Source organism: Paenibacillus sp. FSL R7-269 (genome assembly GCF_000517865.1).
In the GTDB taxonomy this organism is placed as follows: Bacteria; Bacillota; Bacilli; order Paenibacillales; family Paenibacillaceae; genus Paenibacillus_AQ.
The window spans coordinates 36,722-56,126 of sequence record NZ_ASPS01000144.1 but is presented as its reverse complement, the minus strand read 5'-3'; the positions used below and the strand labels follow the sequence as shown (position 1 = coordinate 56,126).

The 19,405-nt window shown below is 56.3% G+C and carries 17 protein-coding genes and 1 pseudogene; 4 read left to right on the top strand and 14 right to left on the bottom strand.

Going from position 1 to position 19,405, the window contains the following annotated elements; translation table 11 throughout:
• Positions 1 to 55 precede the first annotated feature (55 nt).
• From C162_RS32840 to C162_RS32805, 8 genes are all read right to left on the bottom strand, one after another.
• Positions 56 to 1,738 (bottom strand): extracellular solute-binding protein, encoded by a 1,683-nt coding sequence (locus tag C162_RS32840; protein WP_083678085.1) that lies wholly within the window; start codon positions 1,736 to 1,738, stop codon positions 56 to 58.
• A 99-nt stretch (positions 1,739 to 1,837) separates the two neighbouring features.
• Positions 1,838 to 2,728 (bottom strand): carbohydrate ABC transporter permease, encoded by an 891-nt coding sequence (locus tag C162_RS32835; protein ID WP_036702113.1) that lies wholly within the window; start codon positions 2,726 to 2,728, stop codon positions 1,838 to 1,840.
• A gap of 18 nt (positions 2,729 to 2,746) precedes the next feature.
• Positions 2,747 to 3,736, bottom strand: a complete 990-nt coding sequence (locus tag C162_RS32830; RefSeq protein ID WP_036702111.1) for an ABC transporter permease — start codon at positions 3,734 to 3,736, stop codon at positions 2,747 to 2,749.
• A 161-nt stretch (positions 3,737 to 3,897) separates the two neighbouring features.
• Positions 3,898 to 4,563: a hypothetical protein gene (locus C162_RS32825; protein WP_036702109.1), complete on the bottom strand. Its 666-nt coding sequence runs from the start codon at positions 4,561 to 4,563 to the stop codon at positions 3,898 to 3,900.
• Between the two features lie 344 nt (positions 4,564 to 4,907).
• Positions 4,908 to 8,135: a hypothetical protein gene (locus tag C162_RS32820; RefSeq protein ID WP_036702107.1), complete on the bottom strand. Its 3,228-nt coding sequence runs from the start codon at positions 8,133 to 8,135 to the stop codon at positions 4,908 to 4,910.
• A gap of 43 nt (positions 8,136 to 8,178) precedes the next feature.
• Positions 8,179 to 9,522 (bottom strand): glycoside hydrolase family 30 protein, encoded by a 1,344-nt coding sequence (locus tag C162_RS32815; RefSeq protein ID WP_036702105.1) that lies wholly within the window; start codon positions 9,520 to 9,522, stop codon positions 8,179 to 8,181.
• A 108-nt stretch (positions 9,523 to 9,630) separates the two neighbouring features.
• Positions 9,631 to 10,644, bottom strand: coding sequence for a LacI family DNA-binding transcriptional regulator (locus C162_RS32810; protein ID WP_036702103.1), 1,014 nt, complete (start codon positions 10,642 to 10,644; stop codon positions 9,631 to 9,633).
• A gap of 51 nt (positions 10,645 to 10,695) precedes the next feature.
• A complete protein-coding gene (locus tag C162_RS32805) occupies positions 10,696 to 11,178 on the bottom strand; it encodes a hypothetical protein (RefSeq protein ID WP_036702101.1) in 483 nt (160 codons plus the stop codon).
• Between the two features lie 301 nt (positions 11,179 to 11,479).
• Between C162_RS32805 and C162_RS35800 the strand changes: the two genes are divergently transcribed.
• Positions 11,480 to 12,286, top strand: coding sequence for an HNH endonuclease (locus tag C162_RS35800; protein ID WP_036702152.1), 807 nt, complete (start codon positions 11,480 to 11,482; stop codon positions 12,284 to 12,286).
• Here C162_RS35800 and C162_RS32795 read toward each other — a convergent pair.
• Positions 12,273 to 12,470: a YwbE family protein gene (locus C162_RS32795; RefSeq protein WP_036702099.1), complete on the bottom strand. Its 198-nt coding sequence runs from the start codon at positions 12,468 to 12,470 to the stop codon at positions 12,273 to 12,275. The genes C162_RS35800 and C162_RS32795 overlap by 14 nt on opposite strands.
• 72 nt (positions 12,471 to 12,542) lie before the next feature.
• Between C162_RS32795 and C162_RS32790 the strand changes: the two genes are divergently transcribed.
• A complete protein-coding gene (locus C162_RS32790; RefSeq protein ID WP_036702097.1) occupies positions 12,543 to 12,845 on the top strand; it encodes a hypothetical protein in 303 nt (100 codons plus the stop codon).
• A 45-nt stretch (positions 12,846 to 12,890) separates the two neighbouring features.
• Here C162_RS32790 and sdaAA read toward each other — a convergent pair whose 3' ends face one another.
• The 3 genes from sdaAA to C162_RS32775 form a co-directional block, all read right to left on the bottom strand.
• Positions 12,891 to 13,769, bottom strand: coding sequence for an L-serine ammonia-lyase, iron-sulfur-dependent, subunit alpha (gene sdaAA / locus C162_RS32785; protein WP_036702096.1), 879 nt, complete (start codon positions 13,767 to 13,769; stop codon positions 12,891 to 12,893).
• The gene (sdaAB, locus tag C162_RS32780; protein WP_036702095.1) at positions 13,766 to 14,482 is read right to left on the bottom strand and encodes an L-serine ammonia-lyase, iron-sulfur-dependent subunit beta; all 717 of its coding nucleotides are present in this window, start codon (positions 14,480 to 14,482) and stop codon (positions 13,766 to 13,768) included. Before sdaAB ends, sdaAA begins: the two co-directional genes overlap by 4 nt.
• A gap of 165 nt (positions 14,483 to 14,647) precedes the next feature.
• The gene (locus tag C162_RS32775) at positions 14,648 to 15,058 is read right to left on the bottom strand and encodes a GNAT family N-acetyltransferase (RefSeq protein WP_036702094.1); all 411 of its coding nucleotides are present in this window, start codon (positions 15,056 to 15,058) and stop codon (positions 14,648 to 14,650) included.
• A gap of 355 nt (positions 15,059 to 15,413) precedes the next feature.
• Here C162_RS32775 and C162_RS37265 point away from each other — a divergent pair.
• Positions 15,414 to 15,799, top strand: a pseudogene (locus C162_RS37265) (SDR family oxidoreductase); the annotation flags it as partial.
• A gap of 75 nt (positions 15,800 to 15,874) precedes the next feature.
• On the top strand, positions 15,875 to 16,330 hold the full coding sequence (locus C162_RS37260; protein WP_235218603.1) for a hypothetical protein: 456 nt from the start codon (positions 15,875 to 15,877) through the stop codon (positions 16,328 to 16,330).
• A 348-nt stretch (positions 16,331 to 16,678) separates the two neighbouring features.
• Here the strand turns inward: C162_RS37260 and C162_RS32765 are convergent, their stop codons facing one another.
• Positions 16,679 to 18,496: a bifunctional ADP-dependent NAD(P)H-hydrate dehydratase/NAD(P)H-hydrate epimerase gene (locus C162_RS32765; RefSeq protein WP_036702093.1), complete on the bottom strand. Its 1,818-nt coding sequence runs from the start codon at positions 18,494 to 18,496 to the stop codon at positions 16,679 to 16,681.
• A 272-nt stretch (positions 18,497 to 18,768) separates the two neighbouring features.
• Positions 18,769 to 19,401, bottom strand: a complete 633-nt coding sequence (locus C162_RS32760; protein ID WP_036702092.1) for an NAD(P)-dependent oxidoreductase — start codon at positions 19,399 to 19,401, stop codon at positions 18,769 to 18,771.
• Positions 19,402 to 19,405: the final 4 nt, after the last annotated feature.

Sequence of the window (19,405 nt, the reverse complement as noted above, 5' to 3'; positions counted from 1 at the left end):
GAAAATAGCCCAAAAGCCCGCAGTATGCGGGCCATTGGGTCATATATTTAAAAACTTACATTCCGAGTTTTTTCTTATTCTCTTCATATTTCGTCTGGCGGTAGGCATCGAAGGTCGCTTGGCCTTCCTTATCCTTTTTCGCAATATATTCCGTCCAGATCTTGTCGAATTCCGCATCGGAATCAGCCATCAGCAGCTTCGGCATCGTTTTGCCGCGGAGCTGTTTCAGCTTGGTGGCGATAATGCCTTCCGGTGAGTTACCCGTAGGATCGATTAACTGGAACTCCGAAGTATTGATCGATTTGCCCTTGGTCCAGTCTTCCAGTTGCTTGAACGGCTCCACGGATTCCGGTTTCCACTGGTCGGTAATATTCGTATTCTGCATCATCCAGAAAGTGAAGGAAGAGCCGAATTGCTTATCGAAGGCTGCACGGTCGGAGTTCATAAGCTTCAGCGCTTCAGGCAGGAACTGGTCCTTGCCGTCAATTGTATCATAGCTGACCCCTTTTTCGCCCAGATAAAGATCCTTATTGCCTTCTTCACTGTTCAGATAGCTGAGGAATTTAATCGCACGCGCCTTATCCTTAACATCCTTCGAGATCAGGGTTACGGTCCAGCCGGAGATCCCAGGGCCGTTCAGTGCAGGCTGATCCATCTTGGTGTTAGCCGGACCGTCTACTGCAATGTACACCTGCTCAGGGTTCTTCTGGAAGATAGTGCCGAGCTGGGAACCGAAGTCCGTACGTTGATAGAGCATTGCGAAGTAGCGGCCCTGTACGATCTTTTCTTCCATTTGAGCACGCTTGTCAATGAAGATATCCTTCGCAAGCAGTCCGTCCTGGTTCGCCTGGCGGAGGGTCTTCATCCAGCGGACATACTCAGGGTCACTCTCGCGGTCGTAGACCTTGCCGTCTTTTTCCCAAGGAATGTTCAGGAAGTTCTGAATGTAGCCTTCAAGGGAATCATTGCCGTTCTCGGTGAACTCATGCAGACCCAGCGGAATCAGCGGCTGTCCGTTCACTTCAGGGAATTTCTCCTGGGCTGCCTTCAGGGCGCCAAGGAAGCCTTCAGGTGTGCGCATATCCGGGCTGCCGATCGCTTCATAGATATCCTTGCGGACCGCGAAGGTCTGGTTGGAAACATAAGTATCGCCATATTTTTCGTAGTCGGCAGGAGAAGAGGAAGAGTTAGGATAGCCGTAGACGTTGCCGTCCGGCTGTGTGTACCAGCCCAGCTTATCTTTATCCGAGACCTTGAAGAAGTACGGGTCATATTCCTCAGCCAGCTTGTTCAGCGGAAGCACCAGCTCGCCTTCCACCATTTTTTTGATCGCATCTTCCCAGTAGCCGAGCGTGATGAAGTCAGGCATTTTGCCGGAAGCAATCAGCGTATTCAGCTTTTCATTCTCATTACCGGCAGGAACGATGAAGTTCACGTTAACGCCAGTCTTCTTGGTAATATATTGCGAAGTCGGGTCAACGCCCCACTTGTTGGCGAACCAGGCAAAGTTCAGGTACCAGTCGAAGGTAATCGGTGAAGTATCGCTTTTCCAGCCCGGCTCATCTGCGTTCAGTGCAGGTGCTGTTGTTTCTGTGGCTGGTGCTTTGGTAGCTTCCGTATTCGCCGGAGTGTTGCTCCCGCTTGCGTTATTGCTGCTGGAGCAGCCTGCCGCCAAGGAGGTCAGCATTAGTCCTGCAAGCAGCAGACCCATTTTCTTTGGCTTATGTTTCATGCCCATTTGTTTACCCCTTTTCTAGAAAATAATAATTATAAGCTCAACCCCGTTGCCCATAAGACACCCGGGCGCTGGAGGAGTTACCTGGTAGCAAGGAGATGATCAGCCCTTGATCGAGCCGATCATCATGCCTTTGACGAAATAACGCTGCAGGAACGGATAGACGAATACGATAGGCAGCGTAGTGACAACCATGGTTGCCAGCTTGATGGACTGGGACGTTACCGACCTTGTTGCCGCGTTACCCTGGACAGCCACCATCATAGTATTGGAGCTTGACTGGGCGACTACACGGAACAGATAGGTCTGAATCGGCTGCAGGTCCACATTGTTGATATAGATAATCCCGGCAAAATAATCATTCCATTGATACACGCCGTGGAACAGCGCAATGGTCGCAATAACCGGCATGGAGACCGGAAGGATGATCCGCAGGAAGATGGACCAGTCGTTGGCCCCGTCAATCCGGGCGGCCTCTTCCAGACCCTCGGGAATCTCCCGGAAGAAGGTCATGAAGATAATGAGATCGAAGAAGCTGAACATCACTGGAATAATATAGACCAGGAAGTTATCCAGTAGATGAAGGTCGCGGTTCAGCAGGAAGGTCGGAATCAGACCGCCGTTGAAGAACAGCGTAACGGTGCCGATCAGGATGTAGATTTTTCCGCCTACCAGATCCCTGCGGGATAAAGCATACGCCACCATTGCGGTGAAGAATACATGGACAGCGACACCAAGCACTGTCTTGGCTACCGTAATTCCCATGGCGAGCATAATGCCCGGGCTTGCGAATACCGCTTCGAAATTCTTCAGCGTGATCATCCGCGGCCACCAGTAGATGCCGCCCAGCATGGCGTCGTTCCCGTCATTGAAGGAATTGACCAGCACATACCAGATAGGATACAGCGTCAGGAAGCAGACACAGAGCATGACCAGATTATTGACGATATCAAAGATAGCTTCACCTTTGGTTTTACGTTTTAGAGCAAACATATATAGGTCCTCCTTGTCCTAGAACAGCGACGTGTCGTTGATTTTTTTGGATACCTGGTTGGCAATCAGCAGCAGAATCAGTGCTATAACCGCTTTGACCAGGGTGACCGCCGCAGAATAGGAGAAGCGGTTGGAGATAATACCCGTCTGATAGATATAGTAGTCAATTACGTTAGAAGCACTGTCATTGAGCGAGTTCCGCAGAACCAGAATCTGGTCGAAGTTGGAATTCAGTACCCCACTGACGGCCAGAACAAACAGAATGCTGATCGTTGCCCGAATAGCCGGCAGTGTGACAAACCACATTTTCTGGAAGCGTCCCGCTCCGTCAATCGTTGCTGCTTCATACATTTCCGGAGATACGCCGGCGATGGCCGCGAGATAGATAATGGCAGACCAGCCAAGCTCCTTCCAAATGTCAGAAGTAATAATAATGGTCCAGAAGTAACTGGGCTCAGCCAGATAGGTAATCGGCTTGTCAATCAGATTGAGTGCAAGCAGAATATTGTTGATAATCCCTACATCAGCCAGCCAGGTGGCCAGAATCCCGCCAAGCACAACCCAGGACAGGAAATGCGGCAGATAGGAAATCGTCTGAATAGCCTTCTTGTATCTGATGGAACGGACCTCATTGAGGAAGAGGGCGAATATGATCGGCAGCGGAAAACCGATGAACAGCTTGATCAAGCTGATGCCGAGCGTATTGCGGATGACATTCGGCAGATCCTCGTCAGCGAACAGCTCCCTGAAATGCTCCAGCCCTACCCATGGGGCTTCGGCAATCGACTTGACGATGTTATATTCCTTGAAGGAAATAATCAAGCCATAAATCGGAATGTAGTTGAAGATGATCATCCAGACTACGCCGAGCAGGGCCATGGTCTGCAGATGACGCTGGGCTACAAACTTCCTCCACAGTGTGTTTTTGCGACCTGAACCGGTTTCGATTGACGCCGGAATGAGCGGCCCCATGGCCGGATTCGGCTTGGTGTTACGTTTGTTCTCCATCGTATGGACCTCCAAAATACCTATCTTTATTGTGAAGCGTTTTCATCTCTATGTATGTATTGTATGTGTTTTAGGTATTCGGTAAAAGGCCTCATTTTTCGTATTTAGGGGCTCATTTTTCGGCTTGGAGCGTTCCTCTGAGCACTCCAAGCCGGGGCCTGTTACACATGCAGAACCGCATGCTCCTCCGATAGTACAATATAATCACCGGTCACACCGTCCTCAAAGGCAGGCTTGCGCGGCTGGCCGTTTCCGAGCGGGGGCAGATCCTGATGGTATTTGTAGAATACAAGCTGGGATCGTGTGCCCTCCTGAGTCAGCTCAAGCCGCAACTCCTCACCGGTCAGACGGACAGCGGACACCACACTCCCCGTTACTTTTGCCGTCAGCTCATCCCATTGCTCTTCCTCAGGCTCCCCTGCCCAGCTGGATATCCACGGCCGGTGGCTCTTGTTGTAATTTAGGTGGCATTCAATCACTCTGCCGTCCAGCAAAATATATTGGCCCGATGCCCAGACGGCATACACAAGATACTGCCTAATGCCCTCCTTCTCCAGCAGCAATCCGAAGAACCCGGGACCGCCCATGCCATAGGTTCCCAGATGGGTGGAGAATCTCACCGCCCTGCTGCCCAGCAGCGAGTCCGTGTCAATCTCTGTCAGGGTCCGGGGTCTGGCGGTCATCATCGCCTCGCCTTCGTCCGCCTCATAGTGGAAATCCCTGAATGCAGGTTCTTCCACCCAACCCTTCGACTCCCATGCCTCCCGCTGGGCAGCCGGAACAATCAAAGAGTATTTCTCAATCAGTCCCATCTTAAGCTCGCTCATTCCTTCATCCTGCTCCTCTCTTGTTTGGCTGCTCTAATTCAAGGTAATCTAGGCCAAGCTAACCAACCCAACCAATCCAGACCAACCCAATCCAATCCGCTACCTCGCATTCCGGCTGGGGTGCTGCTATCAAATCTATACCCCATTATTATAAGCTAATTCTCTGCTTGACTGAATTAGCGTCTATGTTGGCCTAAGCTTCAGCCCAATGTAATCGGTTTTTCGATTACATTGGGTCCGCGCGTCTACACCAGGTACATTCCGTTCCCCTTCCCCGAATCACCAAAGAGGAGGCCCCAACGGACCTCCTCCATAGCTTATTCTACTGGTAATGCAGACACAGCTTATTCCATCACCGCACGGATCGCGGCAATCTCCCCGCGCCGCAAGGCCTCGGCATCCGCGCCTCGCAGCAAGCCTCCGGATACACTGCGTTCCTCGCCGCTGCGGAATTCCAGCTTCATCTGCTGAATAACCGCCTTGCTGTCGCCGAAGGTATCCGCATGACGCGGATTCACATAGGTCACTTCCGTGCTGCCCAGCAGCTTGAAGGAGACCTCTCCCTGCTCGTCGAACAGCCAGCCGGGAAGGGCCGGATGCAGCGCCAGGGTTAGTTCACCATCTGAGATAGCGAACAGGCTGCTGCCTGCCATCATCGTTCTCCACATGCTCAGGAACTCGGCGGTGGAGCCGCTCAACCGGGCTACAAATCCCCGTCCGTGTGTAGCCGGATCAGGATTGCCGCCCGTGGAGATGAACGAGGAGTTCTCCAGCGTGCTGCGTCCGTAGACCTCAGGGTCAAGGAACGGAATCAGCGACGTTCTCAGCTCACTGTAGAATTCTTCATACAGCCCCGCCTTCAGCAGCTCAAGTAAGTATTTATAGGACATGTGCAGGAAGTTCGATTCCCGCTCCTGCCAGCCTGCGGTGAACGCCCGGATACGTCCGATCTCATGCCCCTCTTCCTCCAGCGACACCGAAGTGCGGTACATCGAGGTGACCGGATCGAACAGCCCGCTCTGCTTCACCTTGCTGTAGATAGCCTTGGCGGTCTGCTGATCCTCCAGTGTCTTAAGCCAGCGGGTAGGACCTTCCAGGAAATACGGCAGCGCCGAGGCCTCGAACTCCTCCACTACGGCCTTCGGCAGTCCATAGCCGCTGATGACCGGCTCGCCGGCAGCATCCGTAACCGGCCGGAAGCGCGTAGCCTCGAAACGGAAATAGGTGGGCACCAGTCCGCCGCCCATCTCCACCGCACGCGCGATCCCCTGATCGGTCTTGCGCAGCCACTGCTCCAGCATTTCGCGAATCACCGTAAGAGAGACATCACGGGTCTCACCTGTAATCCCGAAGCGAATCTCCGCCCGGTAAGCCTCACGCGCATAGGCAACGCGGTCCCAGTATGCGAATGGGTCCAGCGAGCCGTCCAGCACTTCCGTTACAGCCTGCTCTACCTGTGTCAGCAGCGCCGCTATCTCCGATGGAAGCGCCACTGACGCAGGAAGCCCGGCACTGTTCTCCAGCGCTTCCGCCATGAACACCAGCATCCGCTTCAGCTCCAGCGTCTCGCTCATCCCCGAGCCGATCAAGCCCGGCAGCCCGTTCATCGCATCGTTCCAGCCCGGCTTGTTCGCCTCCATCTCCACACCCATACCGTACGGATCCAGCGTAGCGAATTTGTTCAGGGCGAGCGACAGCATTTTCACAAATAGACTGGTCCGGTAGATCTCCCCATGCCCGCCTTGCGTGCGCAGCCACTCGGTACCGGATGCCTTGCGCTTCAGCTTGTGCAGCTTCTCCTCATCCTCCAGCAGAGCTCCGAACTGCCGCACCTTGCCGCCGCTGATCACATATTTCTCGCTGCGCGGCAAGACGTACGCCGGAGAGTCGTAGAACGCATACGTCTCATCCCCGAACAGCAGCTCCCCAAGACGCTCAGGATAAATATCCAGATAGCCTTCCACCAGGTCCAGGTTATACGTCCAATGATCAGACCAGAACCCCTCCCCGAAGGCGGCTTCAATGTTCTGCTGCGACAACGCTAGCACCCCGCTGAGGAATTCCTGCTCGCTTAGGGTTAACGCAATCTGCTGATCGGCAATATAGTTAATCAGACTGCCTGCGGTGAAGCGTCCGGCCAGGAGCTGCGTAAGTCCCGCATGCTGCTCCGCAAGCGCTCCGGCCAGCCAGGTCTTAAGCTGCTCTTCCGCACCCGGCAGAATCTCGAAGCTGGTGCCCTGTACACTGAGCGGATTGTAGCCGTCTGCCTGAATCAGGCTATAGAACATTTTGATATTGAAGCTGCCCACCTTGGGATGGAAAAAGACGTCGTTACGCCGGTTCTGGTTCATATCGCGGAAGTTCCCGTTCCCCTGCGAATAATATTCGGGAGCCAGCGAGAAGAAATTATAATCCCGTTCCATATCGCCATGCTTGCGGGAGTAGAGATGGACGACGAAGCCCTCTTCCCCATTGTCAAAAATAAACGGATATCCCCCGCGCAGGAAATTGTCGAGATAGGACTGGCGGCAATACGCGTCGAAGATCGGCGAGGACGTCCGGGTGGCGATATCTGCAGTTAACTCCTCGGTCAGCGCGGCAGCTTCAAGGGATTTGGCGGCAAAATACTCCTCACGGCACAGCTCCGCCGTCCGTTCATTAATCCGGTCAATATCATTCACATGCCCGATGATCGTGTTCAGCTTCAGCGAAGCACCAGGGGCCAGGGTCCGGGCTGTGCCGCTGAAGCCGCACGGCACCTTGTTAACCGGATACTGCGGTTGTGCCAGCAGCTCTGCCAGCGGAAGCGCGGCGAAGCGGTCGGGATAGGTCAGTGAAGTATTCCCGCCAAAGATCACCTCATAGTCTACCAGCGGACGGAGCAGTTCCCCTTCCACCGTGGAGGAGAGATAGAAATGCCCGCTCTCGATCTTGCCAATTTCGGCATCGTCATTCGTGCCGGAGCGCAGCTTGTAGAACGGAATCCCGTGCTCCAGGTTGAACACATCCATCCAGCTGCGGAGCAGGTTCCCCATCTCCTTATAGTTGCCGTTTGCCACCCCGAACGGAAGCACCTCCGGCAGACCGTCCAGCAGTTCCAGCTCAAGTTCGGCTCCGCCGATGTTCTGAATCTCCACCTGACGGACCAGCGCGGCATAATCATCCCCCGGAAGATTGAAGTAGTGGACCGTGGTCTTCAGCCCATGTCCGGTATGCGTCTCCTCAATGGTTAATCCGTTCGGCAGAATGGTCATGATCCGCTTGGCTTCAGGGTCCGGGCGGGCCGACTGGAACGGTTCATAGATCTCTGCTGCCCCCTTCAGCTTGATGAAGGTGCGGAAGCCGGTCGATGTTACATTCTTGTAGGAGATATTGGCCGGCGAGAACTCCATGATCGGTGAGTTTTTGTCCCGCACGCCGAAGCTGCTGATCCCTTGGCCGCGGTTCACATAGAACGTCCACATCGGGATTCCCTTCAGTCCGGCCAGGCCGGGCAGGAAGCTGGCGAACGGCTTGCCTTCGTGGAACTGCTCGATAATAAATTTCCCTGAATCAAAAGTATAATGGCTCATCTTTACTCCTCCTAAAATATCAATAAATGCTTGCGGCATAGACCTAAGCCTGTGTGATCAGATGGGTCGCAATAGAGTGCGCAGGCAGCGTGCATTCGGCGGTCTCGGCGCCCAGTCCCAGCGTCAGCGTACGTGCTTCCCCGCCTTCGTTCATCAGCACCACAGCGAGGCTGCCGTCCGGATTGCGGAACGCTGCCGACAGCACCTCTGCCGCTGCCGAATCCAGGCCGATCCGCACCGCACCCGGAGCAATGAATTTGCTGAAATGCCCGATGTAATAATACGAGCTGTTGTAGTGGACCTCGTCTGCAGCCGTATCGGCAATCACCGGAGCATCGCAGAGATTGCCTACATGGTTCGGCCCGCCCGTCTCATCCAGCACCAGATTCCAGTCCAGGTAGCCTTCGGTCCAGGCATTCAGATCGCCGATCATATTGCGGCCGTAGCGCTCACCCGTGAACCATTCCCCCAGACGCACGCCGCCCTCCTGGCAGCCTTCAGTGAACAGCACATGCTTATCCGGGAAAAGCTCATGCACCTGCTCCACGTTGCCGAACTCCTCGCCGCCGTACCAGTGAATTCCAGTCCCCCAGACATACTGTGCAGCCTCCGGGTCCGACAAAATCGGGGTCACGCGCTCGACCATAATGTCGCGGTTATGATCCCAGATTACGATGTTCACATCGCCCATTCCAGCTTCGTGCATTACGGGGCCGAGATGATTTTTGACAAAATCACGCTCTTCCTCTGCACTGTACACACAGGAATCCCAAGTCTGTACTGCTGCCGGCTCATTCTGCACAGAGACACCCCAGACCGGAACGCCTTCCTTGCGGTAGGCCTCGATGAATTTGGTATAATACCGTGCCCAGACCGGCGCATACTCCGGCTTCAGCGAGCCGCCGTTATTCATCTCCCCGTTGGTCTTCATCCAGGCAGGCGGGCTCCACGGAGAGGCCAGCATGGTGAACGGTCCGCCCCGGGCCTCCATGGCATCCTTAATCAGCGGCAGAACCCACTTATGGTCGCGTGAGATATCGAAGGTCTTAAGCTCCGTATCCCCATCCTCCACATACGTATAATTGCCGAGTGCGAAGTCGCAGCTATGGATATGGACACGGCCCATGCTGTAATTCAGCCCATCCACCGGGTCGAAATACCGCCGGATGACCTCTGTGCGCTTCGCCGGACTCATCCGGGACAAGGTATACGCCGCTGCTTCTGTGAATGCGCCGCCAAAACCAATAATGGTCTGATACGCCTGCTCCGGCCGCAGCACGATATCTGCTTTTGCCGCGGCGCTGTCCGCATTGAACTGAATGCCATCCTTGGGACTCAGACGATCCCCTGTATCTTTGGCGGTGACTACGGTTTGTACTGTTGTCATGTCCATCACTCCTCTATTATTTTGCCAGGTTACAGCAGGAACGAAAGAAATCGAAACCGGTTTCGATTTTGCCGAAAAAAAAGGTATTCCTGAATGAACGCATCTTCATCACATGCGCGGCGGTGCGCAGGAATCCCTCACAATAATCTCTACAGGCAGCACAAGTGCTTCCTGAGCCGTACCTGGACCGTTCATAGATGCCAGCAGGAGCTCCGCCGCCCGGGTCCCCAGCAGTCCGGTATTCTGGCGTACAGTGGTCAGCGCAGGCGTAACGTATCTGGCAAGTTCGATGTCGTCATAGCCCATCACCGAGACATCCTCCGGCACCGCAAGCCCCTGATCCTTAGCTGCCATTACTGCACCTAGGGCCAGCAAGTCACCTGAAGCAAAAACAGCCGTTGGCCGCTGTGGCAGCGCCAGCAGACGCTTCATTGCACCATAACCGTTCTCCAGCGCGTAGAAGGCTCCCTCGGCCACGTATTCATCCGGCACCTCAAGTCCCTGCTGCTCCATCGCCGTTCTGTACCCCAGCTCCCGCTGCTGTCCCGGATAGGTGTTCCCGCCTCCCGAGATGTGGGCAATCCGGCGGTGTCCAAGACGGGCCAGATACTCTACCGCCTGCAGTGCACCCGTCATATTATCCGAGCAGACTGTATGCGACAGCTCCGTCTCGAAATCGAGCACCACGGTCGGAATATCACTCTCCAGCAGCTCCCGGAAATACGGGTCATCGTAATCAGAGAGGAACACTACCACCCCGTCGACGCCGCGAATCCGGCAGTTCTCCAGATATCCGCTCTGCTTGCCGCCGACATCCTTCGAGATGAACATGAGGGCATAGCCCTTGGCTACGGCAACCTGCTTGAAGCTCTCAATCACTGCGCTGAAAAAGGGATGGCGGATTCCCGCCCCCGTATTCTCAACAAACAGCACACCGATGGTCCAGGATTTCTTAGTCGTCAGTGTACGTGCATGCGCATTGGGAAGATACCCCATCTCCCGGGCGGTACGCAGAATCTCCTCACGTGTCTTCGCCCGCACATCGGAATAGTTATTGAACGCCTTGGACACTGTGGTTGGTGAGTAGCCGGTCCTTTTGGCAATATCATATATCGTGGTCATTCCGGTTCACTCCCGCAGCTCAATGAAAGCCCTTTTATGTTCACTGACATTCTAACTTCTTTCGGCACGGCCGTCCAGCATAAAATATCTTTGGACCTCAGGCAGCAGCGTCACGATCTGAATCAGCATTCCCAGCGACATATAGAACACATGAATGAAGCTGACCATGTTCCACATGTAGGTCTGCGCCATAATCCAGATAATCTGGCCGAAGCCGATATAGAGTGAAAAGCTCCAGGCCGCATGCCGCTCCTTGAACGGTGTCAAGGCGTAGCTCCAAGACCACTGCGGCTGCTTCCAGAGGCCGTACAGTACAAGCAGCGGGAGCAGGCCGAATACAGACAGGAGCAGCAGCCCGGGGATGGCAAAGCTGTGAAAGGGCATTCGTACCATTGCCGAGACCGGCATGCCGAGTAATTCCCCGCTGGGATCAGCCAGCAGCGCCAGCCCGCCGGCAATGGCCCCCAAGCTCAAAAAACCTTGAAGTACAATCAGCACCCTCACAGCACCTGGCATTTTTTTAGCAGCATTCATCCTCATTCCTCATTTCAGGCACATTTTTTTCCGGCTACAGCCTCGGGCTATTTCTGGTTAGCGCCTATGCTTTATTGAGATTTTACAGATTTCTCCTCAAGATTGCCGGGAAAGAAATCACACTCCGGAAAATTCGCAGGATGTGCCTGCTGTGTGAATGTCTGCAGTTTACGCTATACTAGTATCAATTAGGACAACTACTGACATTAAAGCAGACGCATGTAAGCAGATGCACTTATCATTCACAATACAGAAGGGATTGGACGGTTGCGGCTTAAGGCTGCTTCTGCCAAGTACATTTATGACTGAGACCACAACTCTACCTCCATCCAAAAAATGCGCGTACTGCCATCAGCTTAAGCCGCTCTCTGAATTCCGCAGGCGCACAGGCAAGCGCGCCAAGGGCGTGTCCCGGCGCGGAGCCTGCCGGGAATGCCGCAAGCTCCGCGAGGCTGAAGCTTCCTTGCCGCCAGTGCGGGCAAGCGTAGCGCCTGCCCTGCCGGAGCGCCCGGCAGGGCCCCTCAAGCGTGACAAGGGGCCGGCCTCTATCTCCGGGGCAGCTGCGCCCGGGAAGGCACAGCCGCCCATAACCCAGCCCCGTCCGGCCTCCCGGCCGGAACGTGCCCGGGACGCCAGAGGCAACGCGGGAGCGGCCGGTCTTAAGGGCAAGGCACGTCCCCGGCATGCCGCCGAGACCGGACGCAGCCTTCCGCAGCAGCGCGGGCCGAGGCCCGATCCGCAGGATGCCTCTGCCCTGATTCCTTCTGCCAAGGGCATGATTCTCATGCGCGGGCACAGCGATAAGGGCCGCCGCTGGCATCAGGAGATCGACCTTGAGCTTGCCATGACGCTGGTCAAGGAGCATGCGGCCGTCGTTGTGAACCGGCGTACGATCCGCCGCATATACAGCAACAAGGACTTCCGCGCCTATATTTTGACGAGGGACCGCTATACGTGTTATTTCTGCGGCCAATACGGGGATACCATTGATCATCTGCTCCCCCGCGCCAAGGGCGGGCATACTACGCCGGACAACTGCGTCTGTGCCTGCAATTTATGCAATCAGACGAAGGCTGACCAGTCGGTGGAGCAATTCATGAGCCGGTAATGTTCTTGACCCGTCCTACCTGGCCGTCCGCCAGACGTACCTTGATCCCGTGCGGATGGCGGGGCGAGTTGGTCAGGATGTCTTTCACTGTGCCATGCGTGAGCTTGCCGGTCGCCTGATCCTGCTTCAGTACGATGTCTACCTGAATGCCGGGGCGGATATCCGCTCTTATTTGTCCGTTCATAATACACTCTCCTTCCGTTAATATTTGCGTTATATGTCGTCTACTTCCTCTTACAGATAAGGATGAACAGCCATGGCTTTTGGAATCAACCGGGCGGAATTAACCCGCTGGAAACAGGCCGTCTCTGCAGGGGAGATTGCGTTCCTGACCCATTACTGGATCGATAAACGCTACCCCGGGATCACCACAGTCACCAAGGTGGGCTGCAGCGATCTGCCCCGCCTGCGGGATTGGTGCAGGAAGCACGGTCTCCCGGCGCGGTATATTCATAACCGCCAGCCGTTCCCCCACTTCGACCTCATGGGCCCGAAGCAGGCGGAGATTCTCCGGCAGGAGGGCTTATGGGAGCACCTGGAACGCTTCCGTATGCTCTGAATTCTATGATGAACGGCAGACTGAGGAGCGCCTGTGACCGGGCGGTTATTTCGGGTTCCGCAGATCCTTCATAATCCGGCGGCCGGTCGGGGTCTGGGCCAGCCCGCCCCCGGCCGTCTCCCGGTGCTTCTCAGGCATCGCAGAGCCGACCTCCAGCATGACCTTAATCACTTCATCGGACGGAATCACGCTACGGACGCCAGCCAGGGCCATATCCGCCGCCGCAAGCGCCGTAACGGCACCGAAGCCGTTGCGGACAATACACGGAATCTCCACAAGTCCGCCTACCGGGTCACAGATCAGTCCCAGTGTATTTTTGAGCGCGAGACCTACCGCATGTACAGCCTGTGCCGGAGTCCCGCCGCGCATCTCGGTCAACGCTCCGGCCGCCATGCCGATCGCTGAACCCACCTCGGCCTGACAGCCGCCTTCCGCACCCGATACAAAAGAATTATTAGCAATAACATACCCTATCGCTCCAGCCGCGAACAAACCGGAGACCATGTAGTCATCGTCCCAGCCGAAGCGCTCCTGACAGCTCAGGAACACACCGGGGATAATTCCGCAGGAGCCGGCAGTCGGTGTGGCAATAATCCGGCCCATGGAGGCGTTCACTTCAGAGACAGCAAGGGCATACGCCATCGCCTGGCCTGCCGGTCCCCCGAGACAAGGCTCATCCGCTGCATTATAGGCGGCCACCCGCTGGGCATCCAGGCCTGTCAGGCCGCTGCGTGAGGTGGTATCTTCGGTCATGCCGCGCTGCACCGCTTCCTTCATCACCCCGTAATACTCGCGCATGGTGGCGAATTCCTGCTCTTTGGAACGGCCGGATTCTGCGCTCTGCTCCTCAAGCATCAGAGCGCCGATCCCAAGCTCCCGCTCCCCGCATAGTACAGCCAGCTGGCTCAGTGTTTGAAAATTCATGTTGTGATGTCCTTCCCCTTCTGTGTCTGTTCTTGTGCATTGCCGTTCAAATCGACTACCTTGACGCTCTTCACTGCCGGAAGCGCCCGCAGCTTCTCCAGCAGCTCCGCCGTGGCTGACTCATCCAGCTCCAGTACCGTCAAGGCCGCCCCGCTGCGGTTCTTCCGGTCCAGTGACATATGTCCGATATTGAACTGGCCCTCCCGCATGACATCCGTGACACTGGCCAGCACACCCAGATAATCCATATGCTGAATCAGCACTGTAGGGTACATGCCGGTCAGCTTCACACTGAAGCCGTCAATATCCACAATCTCAATATTTCCGCCGCCGATGGATGTGCCTGTTAGGGTCATCTCCGTCCCGCTCTCCCTGCCTACAAGACGCAGACGGACCGTATTGGGATGGGGAAACAGCCCCGTTCCCTGACCGAAAGAGATGCTCATCCCGGCTTCGGCCGCAAGCTCAATGGAATCCGGCAGCCGGTGGTCGTCCGTGGCGAAGTCAAGCAGACCTCCGGCGATTGCCCGGTCTGTCCCATGTCCCTGATAAGTCGCGGCAAAAGAACCGAAGAACGTAACCTCGGCCTCTCCCGGCAGCTCACCAAGCACCTGCCTTGCGGCCCGCCCGATCCGCGCGGCTCCCGCTGTATGAGAACTGGAAGGCCCGACCATGGCCGGACCTATAATTGAGAATACATCTTTAAATCTCATAGTTCTGGTCTCCCGCTATCTAAATTCGGCCATGCACAGCGAATATTATTCATCTGTTCATTGTACAGCACCTATATATTATACTGCGTCCGCACCAAAGCTACACTATTACATGAATTGTGAGGGAAATAGAAGGATAATGTATAGCGTGAAGCCTATAAATTCTTATTTTGAGAACAGCACCAGCCCGTCCCGCTCCTGCCAGCCGATACGGGTCCAGAAGCTGCGGCCCGGGGCATTATTTTCGATCACCATGAGATGGCACTTCGTTATGCCCGCTTCCAGCAGTTCCGCGAGGCAACGCCTCACCAGCTCACGGCCTGCACCGCTTCCCCGGCTGCCGCTGTCGACAGCCACATGATACATATAGCCTCTGCGTCCGTCATGCCCGCACATCGCTGTGCCCATTAGGGTGCCATCTTCCTTCACGCAGACCTGGCTGATGCCCGGATTCCGCTCCAGATAACGGATGATGTGCTCACGCGAGTCGGCTTCACTGAGACCCATTCCGTCCGTATTCTCCCATAACCGGTAAGCCGCCTCGTAATCGTCCCCTGTCATTGCTCTATATATCATTCATTCTCCCCATTTCTATGTTTAAGACTCCACTTCACGCCGCACGCTTTTCTGGGCGCATGCATACCCATATACGGAAGAGCTGAGCAGGCAAGGAGGAGTAACCGCCGATGAACCCCGTGCATCCTTATTATGGCAAGTGGAAACAGCTTTGCCGTCCTCTGAAAGGACGGTACCGTTTCAGCGAGAAATAGAAGGATAAGTTATCGTGTGAAACCTATAAGTTCCTTATATTTTGAAAAGACGGTCTGTCATGTGCAGCCTGTCGCTTTCCCCCTCAGCACCAGGACCGCCAGCCCGGGCTGGCGAGCGTAATGCAGCCGCCTCCAATCAGCGAGCAGCCGCAAGGCAGTCCTTTTTCCTGACTCAGGCGGCGCTTCCGCATCTTCATCCAGGGAGCTGCATCATTAACACCGCCTCCATAACCGCATACCGGGGACACGAGGAGCTGATTGACTATTCATCCACCAAAGGCGCTATCGTCTCCTTCACACGTTCGCTCGACTTATCTCTCGCCGGCAGCGGCATCCGTGTCAACAGCGGAGCTCACGGTCCGGTATGAACGCCGCTGATTCCCGCCAGCTTCTTCTCTGCGGAGGAGGTCAGTGTCTTCGGTACTGAGACTCCGTCAAGCGTGCGGCACAGCCCTACGAACTGGCAGGAGCCTAAGTCTACCTGGCCAGCGATGATGCTTCTTATGTAACCGGCACCTGCATTCATTTTAACGGCGGAGACATGGTTACCAGCTTATCCATGTCCAAGCTTCAGCCGGTCACTCCGGCCGTATTCATCCCCCACCTGAAAGGATGTATAGCAATGAATCAACACAAGGATTTCAACCTGCCTTCTGTCCGCCTCAATGCGGGCATGTACGCTCTGACCAAGCTGTCGGCCGCCGGATTGACCTTCATCCTGATCTCCCTGTTCATGCTGATCCATGGCTATGAGAACGGAATTCCGTCCGGCTGGCCAGTATCGGTTCCTTATGCTATCTACGCCTACGGCCTACCGGCTGCCATCCTCGCTGATGCGCTGCTGCGCATGTTCCGCTCCACCTCACTCAGCCCTGCGCTGGTCCTGTACGCCATTGCCGGCTATGGCGCCGGCCTGTGGCTCGCTGCGGAGCAGGGCGGCGACGCCCTCGTCTCCGGCCTTACCGGCCTCGCAGTACTGTTGCTGTTCCGCATCGCTCAAACCGCGGGCGAGCGCTTCCCGATCCTGCTTCCCTTCTTCGCTCTGTTTATTCCGCTGGTCTGTCTGGTTCTATTCTGACCTGGACGGATTCAGGCGGGGGCGTTGGTGCATCGCGCGCTATTGGATGCCCGCAGCATACAATTGGAATAGGAAATCAGGTGGCAAAACTACTAATAAAGTTAGTTTTGCCGTCTGGAGTGAAATGTGCCAAATTAAGTGTCGTTTATCCAACTAACGTCCCGCCAGAGCTCATCCGTTCATCAGCAGGTGGACAAAATCCACCTATTATCCGCTAAAGCAAACTAACATAGACTTTGAGCCCAAAGTAGGACCGTGCGCCAGAGCGAGCAAGAACTTGAACTTGTTAATAGAATGTTGCCGGAGGCTGGCGCTGTTGGTTTTGAGAAATCAAGCCGGTGCCTACACTTACAGCGCTTCGATAATATCCCCGGCGATCAGGGCGGCAGGATGGTCCCGCTTCCTGGCGGCGCGTTCTCCGGCCAACCCGTGCAGGTAGACTCCGAATGCTGCGGCCTGATCCGCCTCCAGGCCCTGGGCCAGCAGACCGGAGATGATGCCCGTCAGCACATCCCCCGCACCGCCGGTACCCATACCGGGATGCCCGGTGATATTGATATAGGCTTGCCCTTCGGGCGTTGCTATTACGGTATGGGCTCCTTTGAGTACAAGGATTACCCCATGCTGAACTGCATAGGACAATGCCAATCCGATCCGGTCCCGCTGCACCTCCGCTGTAGATATCCCCGCCAGACGGGCCATCTCCCCCGGATGCGGGGTCAGAATAACCGGATGGCGGCGGCTCCAGCTCCGATATCCGGCATCTGCCAGTATATTCAGCGCATCCGCATCGATAACCATAGCCCTGTCCGACTCCTCCCACAGTCTGCGGAGCCACTCCGTATCTCCTTCGAACCGGCCCAGGCCGGGGCCGATGGCTACACAATCGCGGCTGGTACTCAGCCGCAGCACTTCAGCGGCCGTACCCGCGTTCCACTCCCCGTCGCCTCCGGTGACCGGGGCCAGCATCAGCTCCGGTACGGAACCGATCACATAGGGCAGCAGCTTCTCCGGCAGCGCCCAGGTTACCAGCCCGCAGCCTGCGCGCAGTGCAGCGCGGGCAGACAACAGGCCTGCGCCGCTCATGCGCAGGCTTCCTGCTGCAAGCAGGACATGCCCGTAGGTACCCTTGTGGCCCTCGGGCGAACGGCGGCGCGCCAGGTCAACCTTCAAGCGCGCCGTCAGTACTTCCGGCGTCAGGAGGCTGACCTTGACGCCCTCCCGGGCAAGTGCAGCGGGTATGCCGATGGAGCGGACCACGACCCGCCCGGCTGCCTCTGCGCCGGGATATTGCAGCAGCCCCCGCTTCAGGAACGCGAGGCAGACGGTCACTGACGCATGAATGCAGGGCTCATGCGTCTCCCCCGTGTCCGCATCCAGCCCGCTGGGGATGTCCGCGGACACAATGGCTCTGCCGCTGGCATTCGCAGCGGCAATCAGCTCCGCATAGGCACCGCGCGGGGCTCCCGCGCTGCCTGTGCCGAGCAGCGCATCCAAGATGCCGCTGCATGCGGCAAGGTCCAGGGCGTCCCTGCCGTAGACTACGGCAGGGATGCCCATGGCTGCAGCGGCATCACGCTGCAGCGCGGCTTCGCCGGCCAGCGACTCCGGCGCGGCCGCGTACACCAGCGTGACGGCGATGCCGGCCTCACGCAGGTGCCGGGCGGCGGCGAGGCCATCGCCGCCGTTGTTGCCCTTGCCGGCGAGGACGAGCCAATGCTCTCCGCCGGCACCGGCAAACGTCAGCGCTGCATCTCCGCTGACAGAGAAGCCCGCAGCATCAGCGCCGAAGCCTGGCGCCACGCGCCCGCTTGACGCATGTGCTACGCTACCAGTTGCTACCGTTCCGCTACTCCGCACTACACCTCCAGCCATGCCGAACCCATCACTACGTACACCATCAACAATCGCTCCCGCTCCGGGTACTTCGCCACCTAGCACTCCCGCTTCATTACTCCACACTCCACCTCCAGCCGTACCAGCCACACCAGCCACACCAGCCACACCAGCCATACCAGCTTCACTTGCCCGGCGGCGGCAAAAGGCGATGACCTCCTCGGCAATGGCCCGTCCGGCATTTTCCATCAGGGCGATGGCCGGGATGCCCAGCCGCTCAATCGTGTCGCGGTCGAATGCCCGCATCTCCTCCGCTGTCACCACATCCATTGGTCCAGACCTCCTTCATAGTTGCTTCGATTGTACTAAGTCCCGTTTCAGCAAGCAAATAACCCAGGTAGCTCATAGCGTCCAACGAGTAACTAGTAACGATCTGCTTAAAAAGAAAAAAGCCCTCCCGCTACGAGGAGGACTCTTTATGTTAGATAGTTAAGGATATCGTTGTAAAATCAGGCGTTTTAGTTGTACAGAGTGCGTTAAACCTGCCGCTGACTCTACCTCTGCATTTTCACCTTCCGCCTCCGCGTACACCCCCACCCTCATCAATACCCTACAGTAAACCTGGCCCTGCTGAAATTGCCTTCCTCCAGCTCATCGATGACCGCCACAGCGAAATCCTGGATGCTGATGCCGCTCCGGCCGTCTTCATCTACAATAAGCCGGTCGAGGCCGATACGGAATTGGCCGGTGCGGCGCCCTTCTACCAGAGCGGCAGGCGGACTGAGATACGTATAATCCAGCTCTGACCCTCTATAGATCTCATACGCATTGGCATGAGCCGAAGCCAGCGCGCGGTAGTCCTCGGGGAATCCGGCGGTGTCCATCAGCCATTCTCCTGATTCTGTCTTCAGGCTGCCCGCTCCGCCGACAATGATCAGACGCTCAAGTCCGGCCGCCCGCATCCCTTCCAGCAGTGAATCCGCCACCCGCAGCAAATCATTCTCATGCCCCGCCGCCGGACCAAAGGCACTGATTACCTCTTCATGCCCGCGCACGGCTGCCGTTACCGAGGCCGGGTCCAGCAGATCAGCAGCGGTCACCTGCAGCCGCTCATGCTGAAGGCTGAAGGCTTCCGGTCTGCGTACCGCAGCCGTGACCTCATGTTTTCTTTTTAATGCTTCCTGTACGATGGCACTTCCAACTCTGCCCGATGCCCCAAACACTACAATATCCATTCTC

Coding starts and splice junctions, on each gene's coding strand:
- C162_RS35800 (WP_036702152.1), top strand. CDS start 11,480: ATGACTGAGACCACAACTCTACCTCCATCCAAAAAATGCGCGTACTGC.
- sdaAA (WP_036702096.1), bottom strand. CDS start 13,769: ATGAATTTTCAAACACTGAGCCAGCTGGCTGTACTATGCGGGGAGCGG.
- C162_RS32835 (WP_036702113.1), bottom strand. CDS start 2,728: ATGTTTGCTCTAAAACGTAAAACCAAAGGTGAAGCTATCTTTGATATC.
- C162_RS32810 (WP_036702103.1), bottom strand. CDS start 10,644: ATGACCACGATATATGATATTGCCAAAAGGACCGGCTACTCACCAACC.
- C162_RS32820 (WP_036702107.1), bottom strand. CDS start 8,135: ATGAGCCATTATACTTTTGATTCAGGGAAATTTATTATCGAGCAGTTC.
- C162_RS32830 (WP_036702111.1), bottom strand. CDS start 3,736: ATGGAGAACAAACGTAACACCAAGCCGAATCCGGCCATGGGGCCGCTC.
- C162_RS37260 (WP_235218603.1), top strand. CDS start 15,875: ATGAATCAACACAAGGATTTCAACCTGCCTTCTGTCCGCCTCAATGCG.
- C162_RS32795 (WP_036702099.1), bottom strand. CDS start 12,470: ATGAACGGACAAATAAGAGCGGATATCCGCCCCGGCATTCAGGTAGAC.
- C162_RS32775 (WP_036702094.1), bottom strand. CDS start 15,058: ATGATATATAGAGCAATGACAGGGGACGATTACGAGGCGGCTTACCGG.
- C162_RS32790 (WP_036702097.1), top strand. CDS start 12,543: ATGGCTTTTGGAATCAACCGGGCGGAATTAACCCGCTGGAAACAGGCC.
- C162_RS32815 (WP_036702105.1), bottom strand. CDS start 9,522: ATGACAACAGTACAAACCGTAGTCACCGCCAAAGATACAGGGGATCGT.
- C162_RS32765 (WP_036702093.1), bottom strand. CDS start 18,496: ATGGATGTGGTGACAGCGGAGGAGATGCGGGCATTCGACCGCGACACG.
- C162_RS32805 (WP_036702101.1), bottom strand. CDS start 11,178: ATGAATGCTGCTAAAAAAATGCCAGGTGCTGTGAGGGTGCTGATTGTA.
- C162_RS32840 (WP_083678085.1), bottom strand. CDS start 1,738: ATGGGCATGAAACATAAGCCAAAGAAAATGGGTCTGCTGCTTGCAGGA.
- C162_RS32825 (WP_036702109.1), bottom strand. CDS start 4,563: ATGAGCGAGCTTAAGATGGGACTGATTGAGAAATACTCTTTGATTGTT.
- C162_RS32760 (WP_036702092.1), bottom strand. CDS start 19,401: ATGGATATTGTAGTGTTTGGGGCATCGGGCAGAGTTGGAAGTGCCATC.
- sdaAB (WP_036702095.1), bottom strand. CDS start 14,482: ATGAGATTTAAAGATGTATTCTCAATTATAGGTCCGGCCATGGTCGGG.